Source organism: Thiobacillus denitrificans DSM 12475, from assembly GCF_000376425.1.
GTDB classification, from domain to species: Bacteria; Pseudomonadota; Gammaproteobacteria; order Burkholderiales; family Thiobacillaceae; genus Thiobacillus; species Thiobacillus denitrificans.
On the sequence record NZ_AQWL01000001.1, the window covers coordinates 243,386 to 259,348 of the forward strand.

The window sequence follows — 15,963 nt, forward strand, 5'->3', positions numbered from 1 at the left end:
GGCGCCCGTTTTTTGAGGGAAAGGGATGCCGATGAACTACCGCGTCAGCCTGCTCATGAGTCAGTTCGTTACCCATGACGTGAAGCACTTCATCATCAGCAGGCCTGCGGGCGTTGCCGTCGCTCCCGGTCAGGGCGTGGAGTTGGCGATCGACCGGCCCGGCCTGCGCGAGCAAGGCCGCCCGTTCACGCCCACCGGACTGGCCGATGACCGGGTGCTGGAATTTACCATCAAGGCCTACCCTGCCCACGCCGGCGTGACCCATGCGCTCCACCAATTGGAGCCCGGTGCCGAACTGCTGATGTCCGAGCCGTTCGGCACCATCAGCTATCAAGGTCCCGGCGTTTTCATTGCTGGCGGCGCCGGCATCACCCCCTTCCTGGCCATCCTGCGCGGATTGGCGCGTAAGGGAAAGCTTGGCGGCCAGACCTTGATGTTTTCCAACAAGACCCCGCGTGACGTGATCTGCGAAAAAGAGTTGCGCCATTTGCTGGGAGAACGCTGCATTCTGCTCTGTACTGGCGCCGCCGCGCCCGGCTATGAGCACCGCCGCATCGACCGCGCCTTCCTGGAAGAAAGAATCGGAGACTTCAAGCAGCGCTTTTATGTTTGTGGCCCGCCCCCGTTCATGGAGGCAGTCAACGGTGCCTTGACGGCGCTGGGAGCCAGCGCGGAAAGCCTGGTATTCGAACGCTGAACCGCAAGGCTGAAGGCCGCTGGCTCATTCCAGGAAAAAACCCGGCAGGCTGGGCCCTGAGTCCTCGTTTGCCTTTGCGCCGGGTATGCGAGGTCACGCCGCCCTGGCGACGGGCATGGTCTTGACCAGTGCACGTATCTGGTTGCGCAGTTCCGGCGTGTCTCGCTCGTGATGCACTGCGACGGCATGCTGGACCGCGGCTTCCAGAAGTTCGGCTTCGCTGTCTGCGGAAATCATGACCGTACAGTTCATTTCGCTCGGATATTCCCTGCAGTCGATGTATTTGCGTTCCATGGCACCCTCCTGTCATCCGCCCGAATTGCCCCGGTCCAACCCGACCGGGCGCCACAAAAGGCGAATGATTCCTTTATAGCCCGTCAATCCGGAAGCGTCGGCCTCGAACCGGCATTCGGCATCGCTCAAGGCAGGGTCGGACAGGCCGTTAAACATGGGGAGAGCCATGAATCGTTTGCATGGGAGGCTTTCCTTGGCCGGTTGCAGGATTTTCGTGGCGCCATCGCCAGCATGAGTCCGCTTCGGCCCGTCGGGGAGGGATGCTGATGCAGCAACCGGAAAGCATGGCGGATTGGCTCGCCTTTTTGGGGCAGACAGACATTCCTGTGCTGAGGCAAACTGCCCGCGAGCTGCAACGCCTGCGCGCCGACGACGCGCTGCTCACTACCCGCGGTACGGCCGATGTGGTGACCGACGATCCGCTGATGACGGTCAAGCTGTTGCGCTATATGCAGTCGCACAAGCATCGCAACCAGCAATATGAACTGGTCGATGTGAGGCAGGCGCTGCTGATGATGGGATTGGACACGTTTTTCCGCGGGGTGCCGCCGGCCCCGATCGTGGAAGAGATGTTGCACGATCGTCTCGACGCACTGGTGCATCTGCTGCAAACCGTTCGGCGCGCGCAACGCGCCGCGCACTATGCCTTCGATTGGGCGCTGCGCCTGCACGATCTGCATGCGGAAGAAGTGCGGGTGTCGGCACTGCTTGCCCATGTCGCCGAAATGCTGATGTGGTGCTTCAGCCCGCGACAGATGCTGGAAGTTGAAAAGCGGCAGGATGCCGATCCCTCGCTGCGCAGTGCGGAGGTGCAGAAGCAGGTGCTGGGGTTCGCCGGCGAGGATTTGCAGCGCGCGCTGACGATCGGGTGGCGTTTGCCTGAATTGCTGCTGAACCTGATGGATCCGGCGCAGGCACACTCGGCCAGAGTGCGCAATGTGATGCTGGCGGCCAACCTGGCGCGGCATTCCGCACACGGCTGGGACGACGCCGCGCTGCCCGACGATTACCGCCAGATCGCGGCGCTGCTGCACATGCAGCCGAACAGGGTGATGGCGCTGGTTGCGGCAAGGCCCACGGTCACTCAAAACTGACGAGAAAATCTCCTCCCTGACGGCTGATGCCCGTGCGCTGCGGAGCGCGCAGGCGGAACTGCGCGGCAAGCGGCAGGATTTGGCGCGCATCGCGCCAGCGATAGATGCTATGCCGGGCTGGGGATGATGTTTTGTTCCAGCTTGTCTGCGAGTTGCGCAATGGCCATTCCGCCGGGGCAGCCGGGGATGGCTTGCATCAGCAACTGGCGGCGCATCACGGCCTGGCGCACTTCGGGCGTCAGCCGTGAATACTCGACCGTGCCGGGCCTGCCGGCAGCACGGAAAATCCGCCTGGTGTCTGCAGAATGGCTTCTTCCAGCCGGGCCTTGCCGCTGAACACGTCGTGCAGCGTGATCTTGGGGTACAGATTGAGCACCGCGCCGAGATTGGCCAGCCCGAGATCGGCATCGAGCACCAGCACCTTGTGGCCGCGCTTGGCAAGCACTGCGGCGAGGTTGGCCGAGACCAAGGTCTTGCCGACGCCGCCCTTCCCGCTGGTGACGGCAAAGCTCAGCCATCCTGCCGATGGCAGGGATGAATAGGGATGAACGGAAGATGCGGTGGCGATAGGACTTCCCCGGCATTTGCTGAGGGAGCAGGAGCGGAGTCCCGCCGACAGCCTGGCTTCGCCGGGAACAACCTATTGAAACATCAGGCTAGGCCACGCTGCCGAAGCTGTGGTCGGAAGCCATGAAGGGGGCTTTCAGCCCGGCAAGACGGCAACTCTGTGCGATGGGACCGCCCGGGAACAGCGTGTACAGGTATTTCAGCCCGCCTTTCTGGTGGAAATGTTCATCCAGCGCATCGTGCAGGTCGCGCAGATTGATGACGCTGTCGTCTTCGTGGTGCGCATAGTAGTTTTGCAGGGCACGAAGAGTCTCCCAATGGTCTTCGGTCAACTCAAGCTTTTCATCGCGCGCAATTTTTTCCGCTTCGCTGCGTGTCCAGTCCAGCGGGGCATACGGGAAATCGGGGTCGGTCGGCGGCTTCTGGATCAGCCGGTTGATGTCGGTTGAATCGTGCAGCATGGTCATCTCCTTGGATGCTTTTGGAGGGGATACTTGAATTTAGGCCAGACTCATCGCCGATACAAGGAGTGCTCGCCGTCAGGTGGTTTCAGCGCATGCAGACGTAGTCTTCTTGCTGCAGCAGCACGATCCCGGCATCCGCCATCGGCACCAGGTTGACGAAGCCGTGGATCTCCGTTGCCAGGCGGCATATGTGGAATTCGATGCTGTCGGAGGGCGCGCTGTATCGGTTCGCGGTATTTCGCATGGTTCCTGATCACGAAGACGGCAATTTCGCTGCCGTGCAGCATGTTGCGGCCCGTGCCGGCCCGCAGTGCATGACACCGGCTATGCTGCAGGCGTTGGTGATCACGGAAGAGGTGTCGACATGGCGAAGCGTGCGTATCCCCTGGCCAGGGTCTATGGCCTGCTGGAGCCGGGACCGGTGGTGCTGGTGGCGACCGCCCGCCGGGGCCGGGCCAACATCATGACGATGTCGTGGCACACCATGATGGAATTCGAGCCGCCGCTTCTGGGTTGCGTGATCAGTGGCCGCAACGCCTCGTTCGATACCCTGAAGGCGACCCGTGAATGCGTGGTCAACATTCCGACGCTGGCGCTGGTGCAGCAGGTGGTGGGCATCGGCAACGGCTCCGGTCGCAGCGTCGACAAGTTCGTCGAATACGGCCTCACGCCTGTCCCGGCTTCGCAGGTGCAGGCACCGCTGATTGCGGAATGCTATGCCAGCCTGGAATGCCGGGTGGCCGATACCCGGCTGGTGAATGCCTACAATTTCTTTATCCTTGAAGTGCTGAAGGCGTGGGTCGATACCACCGTCAAGAATCCGCAGACGCTGCACCACCGTGGCAACGGCGTGTTCGCGGTGGCAGGCGAACCGGTCAGGTTGCGTTCCGGCATGAAGTAGCGGCAGCCGGCGCCGATTGATGTGGCATGGCCGGTTTTGTGGTTGGATTCCCCGCGCATGTTGGTAATCTGAGGTTTCGGACGGCTTGTTCAACCGGAGGGGCATCATGAGCATCGCAAAAACCATCGAAGTCACGGCGAGTTCCAAAAAGGGATTTGATGACGCGATTCAGCAGGGTGTCGCGAAGGCGGCCGAGTCGCTGGAAAACATCACCGGCGCCTGGGTGATGGATCAGAGCGTGAAGGTGAACAAAGGCAAGGTCGTCGAATACAGCGTCAGGATGAAGCTGACCTTTGTCCTGAAATAAGTCGGCGGCGAAAGCCCCGGACGCCCTGGCGGGAAGCGTATCGGGACCAGCGGCCCGTTCGCACCGGCTGCGATGATCCGGCAGTCGCGCCGCCCCGGGCCTGCCAATCGGGTTTGCCCATATCCGGCGTCCCTGCCGTGGCCGCATAATGCGCGCTGCGTTGTGGCCGCCGTGGCGGCAGACTGAATTCATGCCCAATCTCCCCTACTGGCGTCTGTCCGGTTTCTATTTCTTTTATTTCGCTTTCGTCGGTGCGATATCGCCGTTCTGGGGGCTGTATCTGCAGTCGCTGGCGTTCAACGCCTTCCAGATCGGCGTGTTGATGTCGCTGCTGCAGGTGATGCGGATTTTTGCGCCCAACATCTGGGGGCATATCGCCGACCGCACCGGTCGCCGCACGACGATCGTGCAGATTGCGGCGATAGGCAGTGTGCTGGTGTTCGCCGGGGTGTTCGCCGGCGACGGTTTCTGGTGGCTGTTTGCGGTGATGGCGGCACTGGGCTTTTTCTGGAGCGCGTCGCTGCCGCTGGTCGAGGCGATGACGCTGTCGCATCTGGGCGAGCGCACCGATGCCTACGGCCGCATTCGCCTGTGGGGCTCGGTCGGTTTCATTGTGATGGTGGTGGGGCTGGGCTATGCCTTCGATCATGTTTCCATCGCCTGGCTGCCGTGGGCGGTGCTGGCGGTGATGCTGGGCATCGCCGCGTTTGCACGGGTGATTCCCGAGGCGGAGATCCTGCCGCACGCGACCGACCATCATTCGGTGTGGGACATCGTGAAGCGGCCCGAGGTGGCGTCGCTGCTGGTCGCCTGCCTGCTGATGGCGGTGACGCACGGGCCGTATTACACCTTCTATTCGATCTATCTGGTCGACCACGGCTACGGCAAGTCAACCGTGGGCTGGCTGTGGGCGCTCGGCGTGCTGTGCGAAATCGGCATTTTTCTCGTCATTCCGCGCATTTTTGCGCAGGTGACGCCGCGCAGGCTGATTCTGGCGAGCTTCGCGCTGGCGGTGCTGCGCTTCCTGCTGATCGCCTGGGGGGTGGAGTCGGCCTGGCTGGTATGGGGCGCGCAGACGCTGCACGCCTTCACTTTCGGCACCTATCATGCAGCGGCGGTGGCGCTGATCCATGCCCATTTCCGTGGGCGCCATCAGGCGCGTGGGCAGGCGCTCTACACCAGCCTGTCCTACGGCATCGGCGGCACCGTCGGCGGGCTGGCCAGCGGACTGACCTGGGACACGCTGGGCTCGGCGTGGACTTTCACCCTGGCTGCCGTGAGCGCGGCGCTGGCGTGGGCGGTGTATGCCGCGTGGGGAAAAACAAAATCCGTGCCCGTGGGTGCCCAGCTATGAAATAATCAGGTTTTACGTAATTTGCCCTCCCATGCCCGGCCAGACCTTATTCCAGAAATTGTGGGACGCCCACGTCGTGCACGTCGAAGCCGACGGCACCACGCTGCTCTACATCGACCGCCACCTGGTGCACGAAGTCACCAGTCCACAGGCCTTCGAGGGGTTGAAGCTGGCCCACCGCACGCCGCGCCGCGCGGATGCAGCCATCGCAGTGCCCGACCACAATGTGCCGACCACCGACCGCTCGCAGGGCATCGCCGACCCGATCTCGCGCCTGCAGGTGGAAACGCTCGACGCCAACTGCGCCGAGTTCGGCATTACCGAATTCAGGATGGACGACATCCGCCAGGGCATCGTCCATGTCATCGGCCCCGAAGAGGGCCTGACCCTGCCCGGCATGACCGTGGTGTGCGGCGATTCGCATACCTCGACGCATGGCGCGTTCGGCGCGCTGGCGTTCGGCATCGGCACCTCCGAGGTCGAGCACGTGCTGGCGACACAGTGCCTGTGGCAGAAGCCGTCGAAGACGATGCTGGTGAAGGTCGAGGGCCAACTCGGCCGCGGCGTCACCGCGAAGGACATCGCGCTCGCGATCATCGGCGAGATCGGCACCGCGGGCGGTACCGGCTACGCGCTGGAGTTCGGCGGCGCGGCGATCCGCGCACTGACGATGGAAGGCCGCATGACGCTGTGCAACATGGCGATCGAGGCCGGCGCGCGCGCCGGCATGGTCGCGGTCGACCAGACCACGATCGACTACGTCAAGGGCCGTCCCTATTCACCCACGGGTGCGGCCTGGGACCAGGCGGTGGCGTGGTGGAACACGCTGCATTCGGACGCCGACGCGGTGTTCGACCGCGTGGTCGAGCTCGACGCGGCAAAGATCGAACCGCAGGTGACCTGGGGCACCTCGCCCGAGATGGTGACGACCATCAACGGCCGCGTGCCGAATCCGGCCGACGCACCGAGCGAGATCAAGCGTCACGACTGGACGCGCGCGCTGGAATACATGGGCCTCGCAGCCGGCACGCCGGTCGCCGGGATTCCGGTGGACAAGATATTCATCGGTTCGTGCACCAACTCGCGGATCGAGGATCTGCGTGAAGCCGCCGGCGTGGCCAAGGGCCGCAAGGTCGCGTCCAGCGTCAAACTGGCGATGGTGGTGCCGGGCTCCGGGCTGGTCAAGCAGCAGGCCGAGGCCGAGGGCCTGGACCGGATTTTCGTCGAGGCCGGCTTCGAGTGGCGCGAGCCCGGCTGCTCGATGTGTCTGGCGATGAACGCCGACCGGCTGGAACCGGGCGAACGCTGTGCCTCGACCTCCAACCGCAATTTCGAGGGGCGCCAGGGGCAGGGCGGCAGAACCCACCTGGTCAGTCCGGCGATGGCCGCCGCCGCTGCGTGCGCCGGGCATTTTGTCGATGTACGTCACTTTTAAGGAGAATTCCATGAAGCCAATGATTGCCCTGATGATCGCCGCCACCCTGGTGCTGGCCGGCTGCAACACCGTGCGCGGGATGGGGCAGGACATCGAGAAAGCCGGCGACGCGATTCAGAAGTCGACCAATTAAATGCAGGCCTTTATCGTCCTCGACGGGCTGGTGGTGCCGCTCGACCGCGCCAACGTCGACACCGACGCCATCATTCCCAAGCAGTTCCTGAAGTCGATCAAGCGCGCCGGCTTCGGTCCCAACCTGTTCGACGAATGGCGTTACCTTGACCACGGCGAGCCGGGGATGGACCCGGCCACACGCCAGCCGAACCCGGACTTCGTGCTGAACTTCCCGCGCTACAAGGGCGCGTCGGTGCTGCTCGCGCGCGACAACTTCGGTTGCGGGTCGAGCCGCGAGCACGCGCCGTGGGCGCTGGAGGACTACGGCATCCGCGCGATCATCGCGCCGAGCTTTGCCGACATCTTCTACAACAACTGCTTCAAGAACGGCATCCTGCCGATCGTGCTCGACGCCACGGTAGTCGACCGCCTGTTTCGTGAGTGCGCGGCGGACGAGGGCTATCGCCTCGCCATCGACCTCGATCAGCAGACCGTGACCACGCCGGGCGGCGAGGCGCTGGGGTTCGACGTCGACAGCGGGCGCAAGCACCGGCTTCTGAATGGGCTGGACGACATCGGCCTTACTTTGCTGCAAAGCGACAAGATCAAGGCATACGAAGAACGGCGCAAGGTCGACGCGCCGTGGTTGTTTGCATGATTATTTAATTGTTTATCCGCGAATACCCTGAATTGAATAAAGGGTATTCGCGGAAAAAGGTTTTAAGAACATGAAAATTGCAGTCTTGCCGGGTGACGGCATTGGTCCGGAAATCGTTGCGCAGGCGGTCAAGGTACTCGAGGCGCTGCGCGCCGAAGGCGCCAAAATCGAAATGGAAACCGCGCCCATCGGCGGCGCCGGCTACGACGCGGCGGGCGATCCGCTGCCGGAGGCGACGCTGAAACTCGCGCGTGCGGCCGATGCGGTGCTGCTCGGCGCCGTCGGCGGCCCGCAGTACGACACGCTTGATCGCCCGCTGCGCCCCGAGCGCGGCCTGCTGCGCATCCGCAAGGAGCTGAATCTCTTCGCCAACCTGCGCCCGGCGCTGCTGTATCCGGAACTCGCCGGCGCCTCGTCACTGAAGCCCGAGGTGGTGTCGGGGCTCGACCTGATGATCGTACGCGAGCTGACCGGCGACGTGTATTTCGGCCAGCCGCGCGGCATCGAAATGCGCAACGGCGAAAGAGTGGGCTTCAATACCATGCTGTACTCCGAATCCGAAGTGCGCCGCGTCGCGCATGTCGCCTTCGGCATCGCGATGAAGCGCGGCAAGAAGTTGTGTTCGGTGGAAAAGGCCAACGTGCTCGAATGCTCCGAACTGTGGAAAGACGTGATGATCGAAGTGTCGAAGGACTACCCCGAGGTCGAGCTCTCGCACATGTACGTCGACAACGCGGCGATGCAGCTGATCCGCGCGCCCAAGCAGTTCGACACCATGGTTACCGGCAACATCTTCGGCGATATCCTGTCGGATGCGGCGTCGATGCTGTCGGGCTCGATCGGCATGCTGCCGTCGGCATCATTGGACGAGCACGACAAGGGCATGTATGAACCGATCCACGGCTCGGCGCCCGACATCGCCGGCCGCAATCTGGCGAACCCGCTGGCGACCATCCTGTCGGTGGCGATGATGTACCGCTACAGTTTCGCCGATCTGGCGACTGCCGAGCGCATCGAGAATGCAGTGAAGCAGGTGATCGGCGAGGGCCTGCGTACCGGCGACATCTGGACCGAGGGCACGCGGAAGGCGTCGTGCAGCGAGATGGGCGACGCAGTGGTGAGGGCGCTTTGATTTCTCCGCGAAGGACGCGAAGAGACGCCAAGAAGTGCTTTACTTCGCGAACCTTCGCGTCCTTCGCGGATTAAGTTCTTTTGGAGATGAACATGATGAAAGTTGGACTGATCGGCTGGCGTGGCATGGTGGGGTCCGTGCTGATGGGCCGCATGAAGGAAGAAAGCGATTTCGACCATATCGATCCGGTGTTCTTTACGACCTCCAACGTCGGCGGCAAGGGCCCCGACATCGGGCGCGACGTGCCGCCGCTGAAGGACGCCAACAGCATCGATGATCTGAAGGCATGCGACACCCTCATCAGCTGCCAGGGCGGCGACTACACCAAGGAGGTCTATCCGAAGCTGCGCGCGGCGGGCTGGGACGGCTACTGGATCGACGCTGCCTCGGCGCTGAGGATGAAGGACGAAGCCATCATCATCCTCGACCCGGTCAACATGCAAATCATCCAGGATGGCGTCGCCAACGGCGTCAAGACCTACGTCGGCGGCAACTGCACGGTGTCGCTGATGCTGATGGCGATGGGTGGGCTGTTCGACGCCGGGTTGGTCGAGTGGGTGTCGCCGATGACCTACCAGGCCGCGTCCGGCGCCGGCGCGCGTAACATGCGCGAGCTGATCCAGCAAATGGGCGCGGTGCACGCCGAGGTTACCGATCTGATCGGCGACCCGGCGTCGGCGATACTCGAAATCGATCGCAAGGTGGCCGACTTCATCCGTTCCGACCGCTACCCGGCCGACGCCTGGCCGGTGCCGCTGGCGGGCAACCTGATCCCGTGGATCGACGTCGCGCTGGAGTCCGGCCAGTCCAAGGAGGAATGGAAGGCGCAGGCCGAAGCCAACAAGATCATGCGCCGCAGCGACAATCCAATCCCGATCGACGGCCTCTGCGTGCGTGTCGGCGCGATGCGCTGCCATTCGCAGGCGCTCACCATCAAGCTGACCCGGGACGTGCCGCTGGCCGACATCCACAGCCTGATCGCGGCCCACAACCAGTGGGTCAAGGTGGTGCCGAACGATCGCGAGATCACCATGCGCGAACTCACCCCGGCGGCGGTGACTGGCACCCTCAGCGTGCCGATCGGCCGCATGCGCAAGCTCAACATGGGGCCGCAGTACCTCACTGCGTTCACCGTCGGCGACCAACTGCTGTGGGGGGCCGCGGAGCCCTTGCGCCGCATGCTGCGAATCCTGTTGCAAGCCTGAACACAAGGCCTGCCCGGCAGCAGAGCCTGAGCTGGTGCGATTGTTGCACTAAAGATTGCGCCTGCCGAGCCGTCAATAGTGGCGTCAAGGATTCAACAGCCCCGCGCAGGGGCGAATAGGGAGAGATGGGATGAAATTGAAGCGCTTCACCACCCAGCTGGTGGCTGCAGGCTTGATTGCCGTGCCACTGATGACGCATGCAGCCGGGTTGGGCAAGCTGTCGGTCACTTCGGCGCTAGGGCAGCCTCTGGCGGCGGAGATCGAACTTCTCGCAGCCGACAAGGCCGAGCTCGACAGCCTGTCGGCCAGCCTCGCTTCCGACCAGACGTTTCGCGATGCGCGCGTCGAATTCGCCCCGGTATTGTCTTCCCTGCGTTTTACGGTCGAGAAAAAGCCCAATGGCAAGGCCGTGCTGAAAGTGACTTCCAGCCGTCCGGTGAACGATCCCTTCATCGACATGCTGATCGAATTGAGCTGGGCCTCCGGGCGGCTGGTGCGCGAATACACCATGCTGCTCGATCCGCCCGGCATGGGCGGCGCACAAAAAGTGGCCCCGGTGGCGGTTACCCCGGCCCAGACGCCTGCTGCCAGGTCCACGTCCGCACCGGCCATGCAAAGCCAGGCCATGCCGGCACCAGTCACCGCCGAAACGCCGGCACCGACGGCTGCAAGCAAGCCGCAGCCTGCCCCTCAATCGCCACCTGCCGCTCCCGACCGCGTGGCAGTGAAGCGCGGCGACACCCTGGTTAAGATTGCCAATCAGGTGCGTCCGGGCGGGGTGAGTCTGGAGCAGACCCTGCTGGGTCTCTACCGCGAGAATACCCAGGCCTTCAACGGCAACATGAATCGCCTGAAAGCTGGCACGACACTGAACGTGCCATCGGCTGAAAAAGTGGCTGCCATTGCGCAAAAGGAGGCGGTGCGCGAACTCAAATTGCAGGCCGAGGACTGGCGTGCCTACCGGCAGAAACTGGCCGGGATCGTGAGCACTGCCCCGGAGGCCAAAGCGGAGCCGGGTCAGGCCAGCAGCGGCAAAATTACTCCACAGGTGGAAGACCGCGCCAAACCGGCGCCTGAAGCCCAGCAAGACGTCCTGAAACTGTCCAAGCTTGCGCCGCCGGCCGCCGCCGGCAAGGCCGACGAAGCCCGTGTTCTGCAGGAGAAATTGCGCGCCCAGGAAGAGGATGCGACCGCACGCGACAAGGCGCTGCAGGAATCGGATCAGCGCGTGGCTGCACTGGAAAAGCAGATCCAGGATATGCAGGCGCTGGTCGAAATGCAGGAGAAGACGCAAAGCGAGGCGCCCGCTGCGGCAGCGCCTGCGCCGGTTGCAACCAAGCCGGTCACTCCGGCTGTCGAGGCGCCTGCGGCCAGTCCCGAACCGGCCGCAAACTGGTATGACCCCCTGCTCGCCAACCCGATGTATTGGGGCGGCGGTCTCGCTGCGCTCGGCCTGGGTGGCGTGCTGTGGTGGATGATGGCGGGTGGCAGTCGCCGGCGCAAGCCCGGCAACACCGCTCTGGAAGATAGCATCATGAGCGGCGGCGACGTTCAGCCCAACACCGTCATCGGCGCCGCGTCGGGCGGCAGCGTCAATACCGGCGACACTTCCTTCCTGACCGACTTCAGTCAGGCGGGCCTGGGCACCATCGATACCCATGACGTCGACCCCGTTGCCGAAGCCGAGGTGTACATGGCCTACGGACGCGACGCCCAGGCCGAGGAAATTCTCAAGGAAGCCATCGACAAAAACCCGGATCGTCACGAAATCCGCGTCAAATTGCTGGAAATCTACGCTGCCCGCCGCAACACCGTGACGTTCGAGGCAGTCGCAGGCGAGCTCTATGCCGCACTGGGCAGCAAACCCAGCCCGCTGTGGGACAAGGCCTGTGAAATGGGGCGCAGTATCGATCCGACCAACCCGCTGTATGGCGGCGTACAGCCGAGCTCCGCCGCAACGGCGGCAACGGTGGCCGCCACCGCGGCGGTTGCCGGCGGCGCGGTGACGTTCCCGGACGAACCCGTGCCTGAGTCCGTGGCCGACATGCAGCCCACCGGTCCGGTCGATATCGATCCCGAGCTCCAGCCTGCGTCCGAAGCCGTGGCGGAAGACGCGCCCCTGGAGTTCGAGTCCGCGGGACACGTGCTCAGTTTCGATACCCCACCCGAGGCGGCCGCAACAGCCGAAACGGATTACCTGGAAATCAACGATACCCAGGATCTCGATTTCGACCTGCCGGATCTGGAGCTGCCTGCCACCGCCGATGATGAGCTGAAACTAGATCTCGGCCTCGAAGAAGAGGGCGGCCTGGAAAGCAAATTCGACTTTAGCGGCCTCGATCTCGATCTGGGCGATGCCGGTGGCAATGAGCTCGAACTCGACGAGGTCGGCACCAAGCTCGACCTTGCCCGTGCCTATGTGGAAATGGGCGACAAGGAAGGTGCGCGCGAAATCCTCAACGAAGTGCTGGCCGAAGGCAACGACAAACAAAAGACCGATGCCAAAGGCATGCTGGGCGCGCTTGGTTAAATCCCTGCACCCGGCTGCCCGCATCCTGCTGTGGTGCGGGTGGGCGGTGGTGGTGGAGCGTGCCCCACTGGCCCCGCTGATCATTCTGGCCGTCGCCACCGCGACGGCCTTTCTGTTTGCGCCCGTTCGGCCGCAATTGCTGCGCCTGCTGCGCCGCACCCGCTGGCTGATGGCGGTACTGCTGCTCACGTATGCCTATACCCTGCCGGGGGCGGCTTTGTGGCCGGCGCTGGGATGGGGCAGCCCCAGCGTGGAAGGGGTGCAGCAAGGCATGCTGCGCGTGGGGCGGTTGGTGCTGATGCTGGCGGGCCTGGCGGCACTGCTGGCGTATACGTCCCGTCCCCGCCTGATTTACGGACTGTATGTGCTGGCCCGGCCACTGACCTGGCTGGGCTTCGACCGCCGTGGCTTTGCGGTGCGGCTGGGTCTGACCCTGGATTACGTCGAGCATGCGCCGAAATCGGCGCGCTGGCTGGATGCGTTGCGTGCGCCGCTGCCCGACGATGCGACGCCCGTCACCTACACCCTGCAGGCCGAACGCTGGCAAAGCCGGGACAGCGCCGTCATACTCGCGGGCTTGCTTGGGGTGTTGATCGTGCTGGCGTGAGGCCGGGGTGATATGAGAATCGTGCTGGGTCTGGAATACCGCGGTGTCGGCTTTTGCGGCTGGCAGTCGCAGCCGCAGGGCTGCGGTGTGCAGGATGCACTGGAAGCCGCGGTGTCCGCCATCGCCGGCGAAAAGATCGGCGTCACCGCGGCCGGGCGCACCGATACCGGGGTCCACGCTGCGTTCCAGGTAGCGCATTTCGATACCCCGACCCAACGCCCGCTGACTGCCTGGGTGCGCGGCGTCAACAGCCATCTTCCCCAAGGCGTGGCGGTGCTGTGGGCACGCGAAGCCGGTGAGGACTTTCACGCGCGCTTTGCCGCCACCCAGCGCGGCTACCGCTATGTGCTGCTGAATCACCCGGTGCGCCCCGGGCTCAACCACGGGATGATCGGCTGGCATCACCGGCCGCTGGATGCCGCCGTAATGAATCTGGCCGCGGCGAGCCTGATCGGGCAGCACGATTTTTCCGCGTTTCGTGCGGCCGAATGCCAGGCCAGATCGCCGGTCAAGGAGTTGCGACTGGCGCACATCGAGCGGCGCGGCGATTATCTTTTATGCGACTTTCGCGCCGACGGCTTTCTGCATCACATGGTGCGCAATCTCATGGGCGGCCTCGTCCAGGTCGGTGCAGGCAGCCAGCCGCCCGGGTGGATGCGCGAGATCCTGGACGGGCGCGACCGCACCCGCGCCGCGCCCACCTTCGACGCCGCCGGGCTGTATCTCACCCATATCCGGTATCCTGCGCACTTTGCCTTGCCGGAAAGCTCTGAACGATGGCTGTTCGCGTAAAAATCTGTGGCATCACCCGCTTGCAGGATCTGCATGCCGCTTGCGACGCCGGGGCGGACGCGCTGGGTTTCGTGTTCTATGAAAAAAGCCCGCGCCATCTTACGGTCGAGAGCGCCGCCATGCTGGTGCGCGATCTGCCGCCGTTCGTGCAGGCGGTCGGGCTGTTCGTCAATGCCGGGGCGGACTTCATCGAAACGGTGTTACAGACCGTTCCGCTCGACCTGCTGCAATTTCACGGCGACGAGACCGCGGCCGACTGCATGCGTTTCGGCCGCCCCTGGATCAAGGCGGTGCGCGTCAATCAGGACACGGATTTGCTAAAATGCGCGGCTGACTTCGATGCCGCCCGTGGTTTACTGCTGGATGCCTGGGTGCCGGGTGTGCCGGGCGGCAGCGGAGAGCGTTTCGACTGGAGCCTGATCCCGCCGGATCTGTCCAGACCGATTGTTTTGTCTGGCGGGCTCACGCCGGACAACGTCGCCGAAGCGGTCCGCCGCGTGCGGCCCTGGGCGGTGGATGTGTCTTCCGGCGTGGAAGCATCCAAAGGCATCAAGGACGCGCACAAGATTGCGCGATTCATTGCGAACGCGAAAGAAGCATCATGAAGCTGACCGATCTACCCGATTCCCGCGGCCACTTCGGCCCCTATGGCGGCATTTTCGTCGCCGAAACCCTGATGGCGGCATTGGAGGAACTGCGCGTCGAATACGACAAGGCGCGCAACGACCCTGCCTTCATGGCCGAATTCGAATATGAACTGAAGCACTACGTCGGCCGTCCCAGTCCGGTCTACCACGCCAGGCGCCTCTCCGAGCAATACGGCGGCGCTCAGATCTACCTCAAGCGGGAGGATCTCAACCACACCGGCGCGCACAAGATCAACAACACCATCGGCCAGGCACTGCTGGCGCGGCGCATGGGTAAGAAGCGCGTTATCGCCGAGACCGGCGCCGGCCAGCACGGCGTCGCCTCCGCCACCGTCGCCGCGCGCTACGGCATGGAGTGCGTGGTCTACATGGGTGCCGAGGACGTCATACGCCAGGCGCCCAACGTCTTTCGCATGAAACTGCTCGGCGCCACCGTGGTGCCGGTGTCGTCCGGCTCAAAGACGCTGAAGGATGCATTGAACGAGGCGATGCGCGACTGGGTCACCAACGTCGAATCGACCTTCTACATCCTCGGCACCGCCGCCGGCCCGCACCCGTACCCCATGCTGGTGCGCGACTTCCAGTGCGTGATCGGCCGCGAATGCCTCGTCCAGGTGCCGGAGCTGACCGGCCGCCAGCCCGATGCCGTGATCGCCTGCGTCGGCGGCGGCTCCAACGCCATCGGCATCTTCCACCCCTATATTCCGTACGATGGTGTGCGCCTCATCGGCGTCGAGGCGGGTGGTTCCGGGGTGGAAACCGGCAAGCATGCCGCGTCGCTGTCGGCGGGTACGCCGGGGGTGCTGCATGGCTTCCGCAGCTATCTGATGCAGGACGAGAACGGCCAGATCATCGAAACCCACTCTATCTCGGCGGGCCTCGACTACCCGGGCGTCGGTCCCGAGCACAGTTACCTCAAGGACACCGGTCGCGCCGAGTACGTCCCGGTCAATGACGACGAGGCCATGGCCGCCTTCCACGACCTGTGCCGCTTCGAGGGCATCATCCCCGCGCTCGAATCCAGCCACGCCGTCGCGCATGCCAAAAAGCTCGCGCCGACGATGAAGAAGGATCAGATCATCCTGGTCAACCTGTCCGGCCGTGGCGACAAGGACATCAACACCGTGGCGAAGGCGACGGGGCTCACCCTGTAGGCCTGCCGCCA

Annotated in this window: 20 protein-coding genes; 15 read left to right on the top strand and 5 right to left on the bottom strand. The window is 63.9% G+C overall.

The features are described 5' to 3' along the window. The first annotated feature begins 31 nt into the window (after positions 1-31). On the top strand, positions 32-697 hold the full coding sequence (locus tag B059_RS0101270) for a ferredoxin reductase domain-containing protein (RefSeq protein ID WP_026177222.1): 666 nt from the start codon (positions 32-34) through the stop codon (positions 695-697). A 93-nt stretch (positions 698-790) separates the two neighbouring features. On the opposite strand, the gene B059_RS0101275 is transcribed toward B059_RS0101270, so the two are convergent. Beyond that, the gene (locus B059_RS0101275; RefSeq protein WP_018076427.1) at positions 791-991 is read right to left on the bottom strand and encodes a DUF1059 domain-containing protein; all 201 of its coding nucleotides are present in this window, start codon (positions 989-991) and stop codon (positions 791-793) included. Positions 992-1,251: 260 nt separating this feature from the next. Here B059_RS0101275 and B059_RS0101285 point away from each other — a divergent pair, with 260 nt between their 5' ends. After that, entirely contained in the window at positions 1,252-2,085 is an 834-nt protein-coding gene (locus tag B059_RS0101285) for an HDOD domain-containing protein (protein ID WP_018076429.1), read from the top strand. Here B059_RS0101285 and B059_RS21085 read toward each other — a convergent pair. The 4 genes from B059_RS21085 to B059_RS20680 all read right to left on the bottom strand — a co-directional run bounded on the left by B059_RS21085 (position 2,072) and on the right by B059_RS20680 (position 3,360). Continuing rightward, on the bottom strand, positions 2,072-2,245 hold the full coding sequence (locus B059_RS21085; RefSeq protein WP_169333066.1) for a hypothetical protein: 174 nt from the start codon (positions 2,243-2,245) through the stop codon (positions 2,072-2,074). The two genes, B059_RS0101285 and B059_RS21085, sit on opposite strands and share 14 nt — an antisense overlap. 78 nt (positions 2,246-2,323) lie before the next feature. Continuing rightward, positions 2,324-2,554 carry a P-loop NTPase family protein gene (locus tag B059_RS21310; RefSeq protein ID WP_026177223.1) on the bottom strand — a complete coding sequence of 77 codons (231 nt, stop codon included), beginning with the start codon at positions 2,552-2,554 and terminating at the stop codon, positions 2,324-2,326. A 187-nt stretch (positions 2,555-2,741) separates the two neighbouring features. Beyond that, complete coding sequence (locus tag B059_RS0101300; protein ID WP_018076430.1) at positions 2,742-3,113, bottom strand: TusE/DsrC/DsvC family sulfur relay protein; 372 nt, start codon at positions 3,111-3,113, stop codon at positions 2,742-2,744. An 88-nt stretch (positions 3,114-3,201) separates the two neighbouring features. Beyond that, positions 3,202-3,360 (bottom strand): hypothetical protein, encoded by a 159-nt coding sequence (locus tag B059_RS20680; RefSeq protein WP_018076431.1) that lies wholly within the window; start codon positions 3,358-3,360, stop codon positions 3,202-3,204. 120 nt (positions 3,361-3,480) lie between these two features. On the opposite strand from B059_RS20680, the gene B059_RS0101310 reads away from it, so the two are divergent. The 13 genes from B059_RS0101310 to trpB all read left to right on the top strand — a co-directional run bounded on the left by B059_RS0101310 (position 3,481) and on the right by trpB (position 15,952). Continuing rightward, the gene (locus tag B059_RS0101310; protein ID WP_018076432.1) at positions 3,481-4,017 is read left to right on the top strand and encodes a flavin reductase family protein; all 537 of its coding nucleotides are present in this window, start codon (positions 3,481-3,483) and stop codon (positions 4,015-4,017) included. 106 nt (positions 4,018-4,123) lie between these two features. Then, positions 4,124-4,324: a dodecin family protein gene (locus tag B059_RS0101315; RefSeq protein ID WP_018076433.1), complete on the top strand. Its 201-nt coding sequence runs from the start codon at positions 4,124-4,126 to the stop codon at positions 4,322-4,324. Between the two features lie 190 nt (positions 4,325-4,514). After that, a complete protein-coding gene (locus B059_RS0101320) occupies positions 4,515-5,678 on the top strand; it encodes an MFS transporter (protein ID WP_038057968.1) in 1,164 nt (387 codons plus the stop codon). A 31-nt stretch (positions 5,679-5,709) separates the two neighbouring features. Continuing rightward, entirely contained in the window at positions 5,710-7,113 is a 1,404-nt protein-coding gene (gene leuC, locus B059_RS0101325; protein WP_018076435.1) for a 3-isopropylmalate dehydratase large subunit, read from the top strand. Positions 7,114-7,123: 10 nt separating this feature from the next. Further along, positions 7,124-7,246 (top strand): entericidin A/B family lipoprotein, encoded by a 123-nt coding sequence (locus B059_RS0101330; RefSeq protein ID WP_018076436.1) that lies wholly within the window; start codon positions 7,124-7,126, stop codon positions 7,244-7,246. After that, positions 7,247-7,885: a 3-isopropylmalate dehydratase small subunit gene (gene leuD / locus B059_RS0101335; protein WP_018076437.1), complete on the top strand. Its 639-nt coding sequence runs from the start codon at positions 7,247-7,249 to the stop codon at positions 7,883-7,885. A 70-nt stretch (positions 7,886-7,955) separates the two neighbouring features. Continuing rightward, positions 7,956-9,017, top strand: coding sequence for a 3-isopropylmalate dehydrogenase (gene leuB / locus B059_RS0101340; RefSeq protein WP_018076438.1), 1,062 nt, complete (start codon positions 7,956-7,958; stop codon positions 9,015-9,017). Positions 9,018-9,109: 92 nt separating this feature from the next. After that, positions 9,110-10,222: an aspartate-semialdehyde dehydrogenase gene (gene asd / locus B059_RS0101345; protein ID WP_026177224.1), complete on the top strand. Its 1,113-nt coding sequence runs from the start codon at positions 9,110-9,112 to the stop codon at positions 10,220-10,222. Positions 10,223-10,352: 130 nt separating this feature from the next. Continuing rightward, entirely contained in the window at positions 10,353-12,752 is a 2,400-nt protein-coding gene (locus B059_RS0101350) for a motility hub landmark protein FimV (RefSeq protein WP_018076440.1), read from the top strand. Continuing rightward, positions 12,745-13,359: a CbiQ family ECF transporter T component gene (locus B059_RS0101355; RefSeq protein WP_245538699.1), complete on the top strand. Its 615-nt coding sequence runs from the start codon at positions 12,745-12,747 to the stop codon at positions 13,357-13,359. Before B059_RS0101350 ends, B059_RS0101355 begins: the two co-directional genes overlap by 8 nt. 12 nt (positions 13,360-13,371) lie before the next feature. Then, complete coding sequence (truA, locus tag B059_RS0101360) at positions 13,372-14,151, top strand: tRNA pseudouridine(38-40) synthase TruA (protein ID WP_018076442.1); 780 nt, start codon at positions 13,372-13,374, stop codon at positions 14,149-14,151. Further along, a complete protein-coding gene (locus B059_RS0101365) occupies positions 14,136-14,756 on the top strand; it encodes a phosphoribosylanthranilate isomerase (protein ID WP_018076443.1) in 621 nt (206 codons plus the stop codon). Before truA ends, B059_RS0101365 begins: the two co-directional genes overlap by 16 nt. Further along, positions 14,753-15,952 carry a tryptophan synthase subunit beta gene (gene trpB, locus B059_RS0101370; protein WP_018076444.1) on the top strand — a complete coding sequence of 400 codons (1,200 nt, stop codon included), beginning with the start codon at positions 14,753-14,755 and terminating at the stop codon, positions 15,950-15,952. Before B059_RS0101365 ends, trpB begins: the two co-directional genes overlap by 4 nt. The last annotated feature ends 11 nt before the right edge of the window (positions 15,953-15,963 follow it).

Excerpts from the sequence above, each read along its gene's own strand:
- B059_RS0101270 (WP_026177222.1), top strand. The coding sequence starts at position 32 with ATGAACTACCGCGTCAGCCTGCTCATGAGTCAGTTCGTTACCCATGAC.
- B059_RS0101275 (WP_018076427.1), bottom strand. The coding sequence starts at position 991 with ATGGAACGCAAATACATCGACTGCAGGGAATATCCGAGCGAAATGAAC.
- B059_RS0101285 (WP_018076429.1), top strand. The coding sequence starts at position 1,252 with ATGCTGATGCAGCAACCGGAAAGCATGGCGGATTGGCTCGCCTTTTTG.
- B059_RS0101300 (WP_018076430.1), bottom strand. The coding sequence starts at position 3,113 with ATGCTGCACGATTCAACCGACATCAACCGGCTGATCCAGAAGCCGCCG.
- B059_RS20680 (WP_018076431.1), bottom strand. The coding sequence starts at position 3,360 with ATGCGAAATACCGCGAACCGATACAGCGCGCCCTCCGACAGCATCGAA.
- B059_RS0101310 (WP_018076432.1), top strand. The coding sequence starts at position 3,481 with ATGGCGAAGCGTGCGTATCCCCTGGCCAGGGTCTATGGCCTGCTGGAG.
- B059_RS0101315 (WP_018076433.1), top strand. The coding sequence starts at position 4,124 with ATGAGCATCGCAAAAACCATCGAAGTCACGGCGAGTTCCAAAAAGGGA.
- B059_RS0101320 (WP_038057968.1), top strand. The coding sequence starts at position 4,515 with ATGCCCAATCTCCCCTACTGGCGTCTGTCCGGTTTCTATTTCTTTTAT.
- leuC (WP_018076435.1), top strand. The coding sequence starts at position 5,710 with ATGCCCGGCCAGACCTTATTCCAGAAATTGTGGGACGCCCACGTCGTG.
- B059_RS0101330 (WP_018076436.1), top strand. The coding sequence starts at position 7,124 with ATGAAGCCAATGATTGCCCTGATGATCGCCGCCACCCTGGTGCTGGCC.
- leuD (WP_018076437.1), top strand. The coding sequence starts at position 7,247 with ATGCAGGCCTTTATCGTCCTCGACGGGCTGGTGGTGCCGCTCGACCGC.
- leuB (WP_018076438.1), top strand. The coding sequence starts at position 7,956 with ATGAAAATTGCAGTCTTGCCGGGTGACGGCATTGGTCCGGAAATCGTT.
- asd (WP_026177224.1), top strand. The coding sequence starts at position 9,110 with ATGATGAAAGTTGGACTGATCGGCTGGCGTGGCATGGTGGGGTCCGTG.
- B059_RS0101350 (WP_018076440.1), top strand. The coding sequence starts at position 10,353 with ATGAAATTGAAGCGCTTCACCACCCAGCTGGTGGCTGCAGGCTTGATT.
- truA (WP_018076442.1), top strand. The coding sequence starts at position 13,372 with ATGAGAATCGTGCTGGGTCTGGAATACCGCGGTGTCGGCTTTTGCGGC.
- B059_RS0101365 (WP_018076443.1), top strand. The coding sequence starts at position 14,136 with ATGGCTGTTCGCGTAAAAATCTGTGGCATCACCCGCTTGCAGGATCTG.
- trpB (WP_018076444.1), top strand. The coding sequence starts at position 14,753 with ATGAAGCTGACCGATCTACCCGATTCCCGCGGCCACTTCGGCCCCTAT.